We start from the raw sequence: 12,085 nt of genomic DNA, 5'->3' as shown, positions 1-12,085 counted from the left end.
GAAAAAATTTAGATAACTTTGATTAGGCCATAACCGAAATCAATTATAAAATCATGAAAAAAATTATTCTAAGCTTAAGTTTTTGCTTATTTACAGCGCTGTCATTTGCTCAAACAACATATAACGGTCAAAAATTTGGAGAAGAAGTTAAACCAGGAAATGTAAAACCAGCCGCCAAGATGGAGGCAGCAATGGGCGACAAAAAAGTTGCTGACATGAAAATAGAAGGTAAAGTAGTTGATGTGTGTAAGAAAAAGGGCTGCTGGATAACATTAGAAATGCCAAATGGAGATCCTATGCGGGTAACCTTTAAAGATTACGCTTTCTTTATGCCAATGGACATTGTAGGCAAAAAAGTAGTTTTGGATGGCTTAGCGAAAAAGCAAACGATTTCAGTAGAAACCTTAAGGCATTACGCAGAAGATGCTAAAAAATCTCCTGAAGAAGTAGCTAAAATTACAGATCCTAAAAAAGAACTTGCTTTTGAAGCCAAAGGTGTGGTAATTTTGGATAAGTAATTCCCAGGATTAAACATGATAGTATTCGTCACCCTGAATTTATTTCAGGGTCTTAAAGATGCTGACCACGCAGTAGCTATAAGACAATTGAAAACGCTACTTCTACTTGTAAAATAAATTCAGCATGACGAAACAGGAAAACGAGACAAAAAATAACCCCGGTGCAGAATCTGCATCGGGGTTTTATGTTTAACAGGATTTCAGATTATAAAACCCAGTTCCAGCCAAATTCATCAGGTGCTAAACCGTAGCGGATATCGTTCAGTTTTTTAGCGATGCCATTTGAAATATGTCTTGTAGCAGGATCGGTTAATTTATAGATTTGTCCATTATAACCCATTTCACCTACATGTGTTACGGTAGCTGCAGTTCCGGCAGCAAAAGCTTCGGTTAAGCTTCCGTTCTCTATCCCTTCAATAACCTCTTTAACAGAAACCCTACGTTCTTCAACTTCTACTCCAGCCTCTCTAGCCAACTTAATAATCGTATCACGCGTTACACCATCCAAAACAGTACTGCGCACTGATGGGGTAACCAATTTGCCATTAATTACAAAAAGCAAATTGGCTGTTCCAGCCTCTTCAATAAACTCATGCGTTACCGAGTCGGTCCAGATCAATTGATCGTAACCTTCTTTTTTAGCTTGCTCAAAAGGATATAACGACCGGGCATAATTTCCTGCTGTTTTGGCAAAGCCAACACCCCCTTCGTCTGCGCGTGTAAATTCAGTCTCAACTTTAACTTTTAATGCATTGCTGTAATATGGACCTGTTGGTGTGGTTAACAAAACAAATTTATAGGTATCTGATGCTTTAACACCCAAAAAAGGATCCATCGCAAACATTACCGGACGGATGTATAAAGCGTAATCTTCCTGATTTGGTACCCACTTCTCATCAACATTGATCAGCGCAGCTAAACCCTGCATAAAAATTTCTTCAGGCACGCCTGGCATCGACATTCTTGCTGCCGATTTGTTAAAGCGTTCGAAGTTTTTATCAGCACGAAACACACTAATTTTTCCATTAGGTTGGCGATAAGCCTTCAATCCTTCAAATATTGCCTGTCCGTAATGAAGTGCAGAAATTGCAGGACTCATTGGAATTGGCCCATAAGGGAGAATCTGTAGATTTTTCCATTCGCCATCCTCATAATCGGCAGTAAACATATGATCGGTAAAAACCTTACCGAAAGGTAATTGAGAAAAATCAGTAACCGTTAATCTTGTCTGATCTGTTTTGGTGATTTTTATATCTAATGTCTCAGTCATATTATTGAATTTTGAATGAGTGATTTTTGAATAAGTGAATGATCCGCATTACGCAATCAATCATTCTGTCATTCTCTAATTCAATCATTAATTATTTCGCGCAAATTAAGAAAAAACAGGCTTTTTTAATAGCTTTTTGCAATATTAATCTTTGTTTTTGAGTGTCTTAAGTACACTAAGCACCCAGCTTTTACCCCACTCTTCCATTTGCATATCAGTCCATAAAAACGGATAAAAGATTCGCTTCTGAAAACGTGGAGGCAGATACTTTTGCCAGTTAGTTCCACCAGTTGCCGCAATATCAACCGGGTCCTTTTCCAGGTAACGTACAGCCGATTTATAATGAGATAAAGGCCATTCTATATTGACGTAAAGATCAAGTTTACGTAATTCATCAGCAAGTGAGGAAACATCGGCTCCATTGGCTTGCAGTTTATGGTAAAGTGCTGAAAAATTAGTTGAAGTTCGTTTTTTGGCCAATTGTAAAAATTGGGCTGCATACTTGTTGATAAACTGCTTTAAAGTCAAAGTTTGCTTACCTGAAGCTAATTCGGTTGCCCCGAATTTCCAATAAATATTTTCAAACTGTTCTTCTATTGTTGCGGCGCTTAGTTCCTCCCGTTTGGATTTGTCTACCAATCGGATAAAATCCGTAGCGCAAATTTCGATCATTCTGTACTGACCCGATTGGAATCCACTGGCGGGCAGTAATGACATCCGGAATTTCAGGAACTGTTCTTTTTCCATACCATCTACCATCACCTCAAAAGAAGACGTTAAGGCATTAAAATAAGCATTGATCCGTTTTACCCTGGCTGTAAAAAATTCTACAGTTAAATTTTCATGCTCTGCAATCTGCCGGCACTCGTGTAATGCAAGCTTAAAATAAAGTTCGGTAATCTGGTGGTACATGATGAAAATCTCTTCATCAGGGATTGGTGTTTTTGGGTTTTGCAGACTCAACAAGGTATCCAAATGGATGTAATCCCAATAGGTCAAGAAATCAGCATATAGAAGACCATCAAGATATGAGGCCATATCCTGACCCATTGCCGTATACTTTTCCTGAAGCCGGTGTAGTTTGTCTTTTATTTCGGGTGTAAAATCCATGAATTTAAGTTAGCTTCTACAAAGGTGATAAAGATTTTGCAACAAATTACTAAATTTTATACATTTGAAACAACGGCGATGGGGTACCGCCCAAACAGGCTGATGACTCCTACGATTTTTATTTAAAATTGAATACAAATGCCTGTTAAAAAATTAACAGAAGGATTTCTTCTGTCTATCAAACGTTTTATTAAACTCGACTTCGGATTACTCTTAACAAGTACGATAAAGGGGCTGTTTATTTCTTCTATACTCGGTGTAACTATCGGTTCTGCCTCTGCCCTGTTTTTAGCGACTTTAAACTGGGCAACCAATTATCGTGAGCAACACCTTTGGATGATTGCTTTTTTACCCATCGCCGGCTTGATTATTGGCTTGGCTTACCATTATTGGGGTATGAAGGTTATTAAGGGAAACAATCTTTTGATTGAGGAATTACACTCACCAAAAAATGTAATTCCAATAATTATGGCGCCACTCATTTTTGCGGGTACAATTATCACCCATTTATTTGGCGGATCGGCCGGAAGAGAGGGTACAGCGGTCCAAATTGGAGGAGCCTTTGCCGACCAGTTTACAAAACTGTTTAAACTTAAAACCAGAGACCGCAAAATGATCCTCATCTGCGGGATTAGTGCGGGTTTTGCCTCTGTTTTTGGAACACCACTGGCGGGTGCCGTATTTGGATTGGAGGTTTTTGTGATTGGAACTTTAACCTACAGTTCAATTCTTCCAACATTTGTCACGGCAATTATTGCCGATTATGCCTGCAAAGCCTGGGGTGTTGGACATACCCATTACTCCATAACTGCTGTGCCAGAAATAGATTCGATAAATCTATTGTTATCCTTAGCGGCAGGCATATTATTTGGCCTTACAGCGAGAAGTTTTTCTGCATTAAATCATGTATTATCTCGTCTTTTTGCCAAAATTAAATACCCACCATTACGCCCGTTTATTGGCGGAATGATTTTAGTTGGAATTATTTACCTCATCGGAAATACTCGATATATTGGTTTGGGTATTCCGGTCATTTCAGAAGCCTTTATCAAACAAGAAAGTTATTATACCTTTGCAATTAAGTTATTTTTAACTGCATTTACTTTAAGCGCAGGGTTTAAGGGTGGTGAAGTCACTCCGCTTTTTTTTATAGGGGCCACATTGGGCAGCTTTTTGAGTTTTTTTATTCCCCTACCGCTTAGTCTGCTAGCAGGAATGGGTTTCGTGGCTGTTTTCGCTGGTGCAGCGAATACCCCTTTAGCCTGTATTTTTATGGGAATAGAGTTATTTGGTATATCATCAGGAATTTATATTGCCCTGGCCTGCATTACGGCTTACCTGTTTTCTGGCCATACCGGAATTTATAAATCGCAGGCTATCGGGGCACCAAAGCATTTGTTGCTGAGGAGGAGGTAGCGATAGGCGATTAGCGTAAAGCGTTTTGCATGGTGCATCTGCGGTATTTTCTTAAATCAGCGGGAAACTAAAGTTTAAATGTTTCCTGCTGATTTTGCTGATCAATTATCTATTTCTTTAACTATAATTGCAAAAGCTTCATCATTATCAGTTGTTTTTGCAATAAGTCCTGCTCGAAGAATAAAATTGTCTACTTTCTCATGATCGTACCATTCCTATCAATATTTAATAAATATAGTTAACTTATCTAATACAACACCCTAAACTTTATCGTTTGCTCGATCTTTTTAAGCGATTTAAATAGTTGTTTGTCATATTCTGTATTAATATCGGTAATGGCATAACCGATTTCAGGATTGGTCATTAAAAATTGGCTCACAATATTAATATTGTGTTTGGCAAAAACGGTATTAATTTTTGCCATAATACCCGGAACATTTTTGTGAATATGAATTAAACGGTGTGATTTATCAATTTTCGGCAATTGCAGATTTGGAAAATTAGCACTTAAATAAGTTGCGCCGGTGTTCATAAAATCCGCCACTCTTTTCGGGATAAAACTGCTATTACGAGGGTTATTTTTTGGATCATCAAAAACTACAATACCTTGTTTGGTACACCAATCTAGATCTAATTTGTTTTTTGCATTTCCTAAATACCCAATAGTTTTTAGCTTCGCTGCGTTTTTTAATTGCTCTTTACTTATTTTTTCACCATCCGCTAACACGATAATCCCCACATCTTTTACATATTTATCTTCAAATGAAGCTTTATGCCTAATGGAGAGGCCATCATTTTTAAGAATAGAAATTGTTACGGAATCAACCTCACCAATTACCAGGCAAAGGATTCTATTTTTAGGATAAGAAATGGCACGCGGCAGATCATTTACGTACAGAAACTCGTCGAAACTTGGTGTTACGTGGTCTGCTTTGGAAACAATGCTTTCGCGGGCAATATTTTCGGTAAAAGCAAAAAACTTATTAATGATACCGCTTTCGCGCAATTGAAAATCGGAATAACCATCACCTATACCAAATAATTCGCCTTCTAGTTTTAAATGCTGAAGTAACTTTACCTTACCTCCCTCTTCACTTAGGGGATTGGCATGATCATAATCTATAATTTTGCCATCTCCGGTGGTAACAAAAGTATTGGCGTAAATATTTTCCTTTTTAATGTGGTACTGGCTTACCACAGGGGTAATAAATTCCTTAAAACCTCCGGAAACAATCAGTACGTCATCTGCATGTTTTTTAAAAAATTCGGCATTACGCGAAAAAGAAGTAGATACCTTCTTTTTTAGATGTTTAATGAGCTGTTTTAAATGATCCTCATTGGCTTCAAGCAGTTTAACACGTTGTGCCAAACTTTCGGAAAATGAAAGTTTCCCTTCCATCGCAAAATTGGTATAATCTTCAATTTTTTGAAAAATAGCCTCTTTATCGGGGTGGTTTTTTAGCGAAATTCGGGCAAGTTCGTCAAGGGCTTCTACCTGTGTAAAGGTACTGTCAAAATCAATGATGTAATAAGCTTTTTGTTTGGGCATTATCTTAAATGTTGGGTAATTTCTTTTATGCTTTGGGCAACTGGCTTAAAGGTAATACCTGTTGCTGTTTTCACTTTATGATTATTGTAATAACTCAATGTTAAACTACTTTTTGCAGCATCCTTAGTAATAGACGGCTGCTTACCCGTAAATATGGATACAAATTTTAGCGCCCTCCAGGCTACTCCGAGCATCCATGGCTTTGCTTCTTTGGTTGGTGCTTTCACACCGAATCCTTCAGCAATTTCTTTAAACAGTTTTTTATAATGATAATCATCGGAAGAAATGATATACCGTTCTCCTGAAACTTCTGCCTTCATTAACAGGATCATCGCTTTAGCCACATCTTCAACATCAACAAAACCCGAAGCACCATCAGTGTAAAATGGAAAACCGCCTTTCACCAATTTAAAAATTGCACCACTTCCTTCAAAACCCGCATTTTTACCAATGATTACCGATGGATTAACAATGATGGCATCTAATCCTTCGGTAATGCCCCGCCAAACCTCCATTTCTCCTTCGTATTTAGACAAACCGTAAGCGTGTGCTTTTGCGTCATATTCCCAAAAATCTGTTTCGGTAATTTTATGATCTTTTTTTGCATTGCCCAGGGCGGCAACCGAACTTACATGCAACAGCCTGCAATTATTTTCGGCACAAAGGTTAACCATGTTCGATGTACCTTCAATATTTACGTGGAAAAGCTGTTTTTTATCTTTCGGATTAAAGGATACAAATGCAGCACAATGGTAGACATTGGTAATCCCGATAAATGCATCTTCTAAAGCAGCAGGTTCATTAATATCGGCTTCAAACCACTCAATCAAAGGAATGTTTTCAAGCAACACCGGAATTTTAGATTTCTTCCGCTTAAGCGCCCGAACAGATAAACCACTATCGGTTAACTGCTTAATTAATTCAGATCCTAAAAATCCAGTTCCTCCGGTTACCAGTATCATTTTATTTTTTTCGGGCTACATGTGGAAATACGCATTCAAAAATAGATATTTGAGCCGAGAGTTTTAAATATATGTCACTAACGGATTTCTTTTCCCCCATAAACCCAGATAGTTTTACGCCCAAGCAAGGTTTTTTTACAAGTCAGTTAGGGCTAAAAGCGCAGATTTATACTGAATCGTTTCCCGATTTTGAAGAACAAACCTACGATCTGGCTATTTTTGGGGTACTTGATGGAAGAGGTGCTGTTAACAACGAAGGTTGTGCCCTGGCCCCTGATTATTTCAGAGAGAAATTTTATAAACTAAATGAAGGTGCATTTAGTAGCCGGATTGTTGATTTGGGTAACATTAAACATGGAGCAACCATTGCCGATACGTACATCGCCATCAAGATGGTGGTTTCGGAACTCATTAAAAAAGACATTATCCCCATTATTATTGGCGGTGGACAAGACTTAACCTATGGCCAATACCTGGGTTATGAAGATTTAGAGCAAAAAGTAGATCTGGTGATTGTCGATAACCAATTTGATATTGGCGATGATGAGCATGAAGGGATTGCAACCCGGTCTGACTGTTACCTCAATAAAATTTTCTTACATCAACCTAATTACCTTTTTAATTTCAGCAATTTGGGTTATCAAACTTATTTTGTGAATCAGGAAAGTTTGAGCGTAATGGATAAATTATACTTTGATGTACACCGATTGGGTGAATTTGCCCAGGACATTACCTTAACAGAGCCCATCATCCGCAATGCCAGCATGATCAGTTTCGATATTGGCGCTATCCGTTCTGCTGACGCCGCAGCAAATGCCAATACTACTCCAAACGGTTTTGATGGTGAAGAAGCCTGTCGTATTGCTCGTTATGCTGGTATGAATGACAAGTTAACGTCAATAGGATTTTACGAATTTAATCCTGCTTATGACAATAACGGACAAACAGCTTTCCTACTCGCCCAGATGGTATGGTACTTTATAGATGGGTATTACGCTCGTAAAAAGGATTTCCCGCTTACACCGAAATCGCAGTATATCATCTATCGAACCAGTTTGAAAGACGGTTCAGGAGAAATGACTTTTGTAAAAAGTAAAAAATCAGACCGTTGGTGGATGCAGGTTCCCTATCCATCTGGCCAATCCAAAAACGAGCGTTACCATTTGGTACCCTGCAGATATGATGATTATCAGATTGCGGTTAATGGTGAGATGCCCGATTTGTGGTGGAGAACCTATCAAAAATTAAATTAAAAAATTGTGCAATTTCAAAGTTAAAGTCGTGTAATTTCAAAATGAAACCTGTGTAATTTCAAAGTTAATATTTTTGGCAAGATGGCCATGCTAATGAAGTAGATCTGCGTCAACCAACAGATGAGGGCTTTAGTGTATTTGAAATTAAGGCTACGCAAACCGTTACTCCTAATCTTTTTAGAAATATGAATAAGTTTGAGGTTACTGCAAGCCCTAAAAAAGTGGGAAAAACTTTAATCTATGGAGGATGTGAAAACCAAAACGCAGTCAGTATAGAATATTAAGCTCGCAATCGATAAAGTGAAGTCTTAAGCTATTATAAACAGGCTATCATAATTTTACACAGCTATTTACGTTTTTAATGCATCGATATCCTATATTTGGATTCAATTAGGAAGAACCAATTAACTTATTCATGAAAAAAATATTATTATCAGCAATGGCTTTGTTGCCCATTGTAGCATTGGCGCAGAAGCCATTTACAGTTAACGGCGACATAAAAGGATTAAAAACCGGGGATAAAGTTTACCTTATTTATCAAACAGATGGTAAAAGCATTACCGATTCAGCAATGGTAACAAACGGTGCATTTGCATTTAAAGGGACACTATCCAGCCCTGCGCAAGGAAGTCTGTTTTTAAACAAAAACCCTTATGTAACCCGTCCGGCACAAGGTGAAAAACTAGACGGTTTATCACTTTATGTAGAACCGGGAAATATAAAACTGGCCGCGGCAGATTCTTTAAAGAAAGCGACAATTACAGGATCTCCGGTTAATGATGACGCAAAAAAGTTAAGAACACTAACTCAACCGGTTGCAGATAAACTTGCTGCGATTAATGCTGAATATGCAGGTTATACACCAGAGCAAAAACAAGATAAGGCTGTTATGGAAGCTTTAAGTGCACGTTATGAAAAAGAAGCCGCAGCAATGCCCCCATTATTATTACAGTTTGCCAGTAGCAATCCAAAATCATTTGTAAGCTTAAGTTCAATAAACCAGTTGGCTTCAGACCCTGATCAGGCTCCAGCAGCACAGAAAGCTTTTGAAACACTGTCACCTGAACTTAAGGCAACATTTACTGGCAAAAAAATAGCTCAGATTTTTGAAGCTGAAAAGAAAACAGCGATAGGTGCAATGGCCATGGACTTTACACAGGCCGATACAGCAGGAAAGCCGGTTAAATTATCTGACTTTAAAGGTAAATACGTTTTGGTTGATTTTTGGGCATCATGGTGTGGTCCATGCCGCCAGGAAAACCCAAATGTAGTAACTGCTTACAATAAATTTAAGGATAAGGGTTTTACGGTTTTAGGTGTTTCTTTAGACCGTCCGGGTAAAAAAGATGCCTGGTTAAAAGCAATCGCTGATGACAAATTAACATGGACACATGTTTCTGATTTAAAATTTTGGGATAATGAAGTTGCGCAACTATATGGTATCCGCTCCATTCCAGCCAATTTCTTAATTGACCCAACAGGTAAAATTATCGCTAAGGGCTTAAGAGAACAAGCTTTACAAGATAAACTTCAGGAATTACTAGGAAGTAAATCAAAATAAGGAATATTTGTAAAAGGAGAAAGTCCCAATTAAAAATTGGGACTTTCTCCTTTATATAAAAATATTAACCAATTTGATTAGATTTTTTTAAACATATCTTTTTCATATCAAATCGAATCCGATATCTTCCCTAAAATATTTTCCGTCGAAGTAAATCCTGCCGGCATCGGCAGTCGCCGATTGTAGAGCGGTAAACAAATCCTTTTGTAAACTGGTAATCGCAATTACTCTACCTCCATTTGTTTTTACTACATCATTTTCCAATAGCGTACCTGCATGAAATGCATGAGAATGACGCAGATTTTCGATGCCTGTAATGGTTTTACCTTTCAGGTAATCGCCTGGATAACCCCCGGCAACAATCATCACAGTAGCGGCTGTTTGTTTGGAAATAACCAAATTAACCTGATTTAATTGTTTGCGAGCTGTGGCTAAAAACAGCTCTACTAAATCATTTTCCACTCTAGGAATTACGCTCTCCGTTTCAGGATCGCCCATACGTGCATTGTATTCGATTACAAATGGTTCTTCGCCTACTTTAATCAGTCCGAAAAAGATGAAACCTGTATAATCGATATGATCTTTCTTTAAACCATCAACCGTTGGTTTAATAATGCGTTCTTCTACTTTAGCTAAAAACTCTGGTGTAGCAAAAGGAACGGGGGAAACCGAACCCATACCTCCAGTGTTTAGACCGGTATCGCCCTGCCCAATCCTTTTATAATCTTTAGCTGAAGGTAGCGTAATATAATGTTCACCATCAGTTAAAATAAAAACCGAAAGTTCTATTCCGCTTAAAAACTCTTCAATTACTACCGTTGCACCGGCTGTACCAAATTTACCGCCAAGCATTTGTTTTAATTCTTCCTGGGCTTCGATAGTTTCGGTACAGATTAATACCCCTTTACCTGCTGCTAAGCCATCGGCCTTTAAAACAACCGGCAACGCATGGTTTTGAAGATAAGCTAACCCATCTTCCAAAGTTTCGGATGTGAAAGATTTTGAAGCCGCAGTAGGAATACCGTGGCGCTCCATAAACTGTTTAGAAAAATCTTTACTTCCCTCTAAAATAGCACCTTCTTTTTTAGGTCCTATAACCGGAATGTGTGCAATGGCCTGATCGGCAAGGAAAAAATCATGAATACCATTTACTAAAGGTTCTTCAGGGCCTACAACAACGAGTCCGATATTTTCGGTAAGCACTACTTTTTTGATGGCATCAAAATCATTTACATTGATGTTGATATTTGTACCATAAGCCCCTGTACCACCGTTACCTGGAGCAATAATTAGTTTATCGCAGTGCGAAGACTGGCTCATTTTCCAAGCGAATGCGCTTTCTCTGCCGCCTGAACCTAAAAGTAAGATATTCATACCGGCAAAGATAAATAAAAATGTAAGATGGAAAAGGTAAGATGAATGATGCAATAAGCGATCGCTCTATTCTCCGTTTCACATTATCTACTACACATCTTACCTCACTTCGCGCTTCGCGTCATCTGCTCCAGCATATCCCACATTTCATTCGGAATGGCTTCCAAACCATTCATCTGGCCTGCACCCTGCAACCACTCACCGCCATCAATGGTAATTACTTCACCATTAATATAGCCCGAAAAATCGCTCACCAGAAATGCAGCTAAGTTGGCCAACTCCTGATGATCGCCAACTCTTTTTAGGGGAACACGGTTTTTAAAATCAAATTTTTTGGCTAAATCACCAGGTAACAGACGCTCCCATGCACCTTTAGTAGGAAATGGCCCCGGAGCAATGGCATTGGTACGGATACCATATTTACCCCATTCTACCGCCAAAGATCTTGTTAATGCTAACACACCACCTTTTGCACAGGCTGATGGCACAACATAGGCGGAGCCCGTAAAAGCGTAAGTAGTAACAATATTTAAAACTGTTGCGGCCTGTTTTTCCTTAATCCAATGTTTACCAAAAGTAAGTGTACAGTTAACCGTTCCTTTTAAAACGATATCAATAATGGATGAAAAGGCATTGGCTGATAAGCGTTCTGTAGGAGAAATAAAATTTCCTGCGGCATTGTTCAACAATACATCAACAGCGCCAAACCGCTCTAACGTTTTTGCCAATACATTTTCTACCTGCTCAATTTCTCTTACATCGCAAGCTACCGCCAACACTTTGCCACCTGTTTTTTCCTCCATTTCATCGGCAGTTTTTTGCAGTACATCCTGCTTGCGACTGGTAATGACTAAATTAGCGCCTAACTTCAAAAAATAAACGCCCATTGCTTTCCCAAGTCCTGTTCCGCCACCTGTAATAACGATGGTTTTTCCTTTTAAAGCATCTTCTCTGAGCATTGGTGAATTATAATTGAACATAATTAATTTGGTAATGGGTTAACTGTTTAAATCGGTTAATTACTAAACGGATTAATTTGTTGAAAATGGTAACTGTATTTAGCAGATTCCCA

At 38.4% G+C, this 12,085-nt stretch carries 10 protein-coding genes and 1 riboswitch; of the genes, 4 read left to right on the top strand and 6 right to left on the bottom strand.

The annotated features are described in order from the left end of the window. Positions 1 to 53: 53 nt before the first annotated feature. Positions 54 to 518 carry a DUF4920 domain-containing protein gene (locus tag PGN18_RS08170; protein WP_335318959.1) on the top strand — a complete coding sequence of 155 codons (465 nt, stop codon included), beginning with the start codon at positions 54 to 56 and terminating at the stop codon, positions 516 to 518. Positions 519 to 723: 205 nt separating this feature from the next. On the opposite strand, the gene PGN18_RS08165 is transcribed toward PGN18_RS08170, so the two are convergent. Together PGN18_RS08165 and PGN18_RS08160 are read right to left on the bottom strand one after the other, a co-directional pair. Continuing rightward, a complete protein-coding gene (locus PGN18_RS08165) occupies positions 724 to 1,788 on the bottom strand; it encodes a branched-chain amino acid aminotransferase (RefSeq protein WP_335318958.1) in 1,065 nt (354 codons plus the stop codon). A gap of 144 nt (positions 1,789 to 1,932) precedes the next feature. Further along, a complete protein-coding gene (locus tag PGN18_RS08160) occupies positions 1,933 to 2,898 on the bottom strand; it encodes a tryptophan 2,3-dioxygenase family protein (protein ID WP_335318957.1) in 966 nt (321 codons plus the stop codon). 65 nt (positions 2,899 to 2,963) lie between these two features. Beyond that, positions 2,964 to 3,017: riboswitch (Fluoride riboswitch) on the top strand. Between the two features lie 19 nt (positions 3,018 to 3,036). Here PGN18_RS08160 and PGN18_RS08155 point away from each other — a divergent pair. Beyond that, positions 3,037 to 4,314, top strand: coding sequence for a voltage-gated chloride channel family protein (locus PGN18_RS08155; protein WP_335318956.1), 1,278 nt, complete (start codon positions 3,037 to 3,039; stop codon positions 4,312 to 4,314). A 247-nt stretch (positions 4,315 to 4,561) separates the two neighbouring features. Here PGN18_RS08155 and PGN18_RS08150 read toward each other — a convergent pair whose 3' ends face one another. Both PGN18_RS08150 and PGN18_RS08145 read right to left on the bottom strand, forming a co-directional pair. After that, the gene (locus PGN18_RS08150) at positions 4,562 to 5,863 is read right to left on the bottom strand and encodes an HAD-IB family phosphatase (RefSeq protein WP_335318955.1); all 1,302 of its coding nucleotides are present in this window, start codon (positions 5,861 to 5,863) and stop codon (positions 4,562 to 4,564) included. Beyond that, positions 5,863 to 6,825, bottom strand: coding sequence for an NAD-dependent epimerase/dehydratase family protein (locus PGN18_RS08145; protein ID WP_335318954.1), 963 nt, complete (start codon positions 6,823 to 6,825; stop codon positions 5,863 to 5,865). Before PGN18_RS08145 ends, PGN18_RS08150 begins: the two co-directional genes overlap by 1 nt. Positions 6,826 to 6,896: 71 nt before the next feature. On the opposite strand from PGN18_RS08145, the gene PGN18_RS08140 reads away from it, so the two are divergent. Both PGN18_RS08140 and PGN18_RS08135 read left to right on the top strand, forming a co-directional pair. Then, complete coding sequence (locus tag PGN18_RS08140) at positions 6,897 to 8,078, top strand: formimidoylglutamase (protein ID WP_335318953.1); 1,182 nt, start codon at positions 6,897 to 6,899, stop codon at positions 8,076 to 8,078. Positions 8,079 to 8,493: 415 nt separating this feature from the next. Continuing rightward, positions 8,494 to 9,639: an AhpC/TSA family protein gene (locus PGN18_RS08135; protein WP_335318951.1), complete on the top strand. Its 1,146-nt coding sequence runs from the start codon at positions 8,494 to 8,496 to the stop codon at positions 9,637 to 9,639. 102 nt (positions 9,640 to 9,741) lie between these two features. On the opposite strand, the gene purD is transcribed toward PGN18_RS08135, so the two are convergent. Then, positions 9,742 to 11,013, bottom strand: coding sequence for a phosphoribosylamine--glycine ligase (gene purD / locus PGN18_RS08130; protein ID WP_335318950.1), 1,272 nt, complete (start codon positions 11,011 to 11,013; stop codon positions 9,742 to 9,744). 104 nt (positions 11,014 to 11,117) lie between these two features. Beyond that, entirely contained in the window at positions 11,118 to 11,993 is an 876-nt protein-coding gene (locus PGN18_RS08125; RefSeq protein ID WP_265852652.1) for an SDR family oxidoreductase, read from the bottom strand. Positions 11,994 to 12,085 lie beyond the last annotated feature (92 nt).

The sequence above is a fragment of the Pedobacter terrae genome (genome assembly GCF_036946585.1).
GTDB classification, from domain to species: Bacteria; Bacteroidota; Bacteroidia; order Sphingobacteriales; family Sphingobacteriaceae; genus Pedobacter; species Pedobacter terrae_C.
Note: the sequence above shows the minus strand (reverse complement) of the source record. Positions and strands in the feature narration are given on the sequence as shown.

What these genes read in the sequence shown, in the direction of transcription:
- PGN18_RS08140 (WP_335318953.1), top strand. Translation starts at nt 6,897, where the DNA reads ATGTCACTAACGGATTTCTTTTCCCCCATAAACCCAGATAGTTTTACG.
- PGN18_RS08150 (WP_335318955.1), bottom strand. Translation starts at nt 5,863, where the DNA reads ATGCCCAAACAAAAAGCTTATTACATCATTGATTTTGACAGTACCTTT.
- PGN18_RS08135 (WP_335318951.1), top strand. Translation starts at nt 8,494, where the DNA reads ATGAAAAAAATATTATTATCAGCAATGGCTTTGTTGCCCATTGTAGCA.
- PGN18_RS08170 (WP_335318959.1), top strand. Translation starts at nt 54, where the DNA reads ATGAAAAAAATTATTCTAAGCTTAAGTTTTTGCTTATTTACAGCGCTG.
- PGN18_RS08160 (WP_335318957.1), bottom strand. Translation starts at nt 2,898, where the DNA reads ATGGATTTTACACCCGAAATAAAAGACAAACTACACCGGCTTCAGGAA.
- PGN18_RS08155 (WP_335318956.1), top strand. Translation starts at nt 3,037, where the DNA reads ATGCCTGTTAAAAAATTAACAGAAGGATTTCTTCTGTCTATCAAACGT.
- PGN18_RS08145 (WP_335318954.1), bottom strand. Translation starts at nt 6,825, where the DNA reads ATGATACTGGTAACCGGAGGAACTGGATTTTTAGGATCTGAATTAATT.
- PGN18_RS08165 (WP_335318958.1), bottom strand. Translation starts at nt 1,788, where the DNA reads ATGACTGAGACATTAGATATAAAAATCACCAAAACAGATCAGACAAGA.
- purD (WP_335318950.1), bottom strand. Translation starts at nt 11,013, where the DNA reads ATGAATATCTTACTTTTAGGTTCAGGCGGCAGAGAAAGCGCATTCGCT.
- PGN18_RS08125 (WP_265852652.1), bottom strand. Translation starts at nt 11,993, where the DNA reads ATGTTCAATTATAATTCACCAATGCTCAGAGAAGATGCTTTAAAAGGA.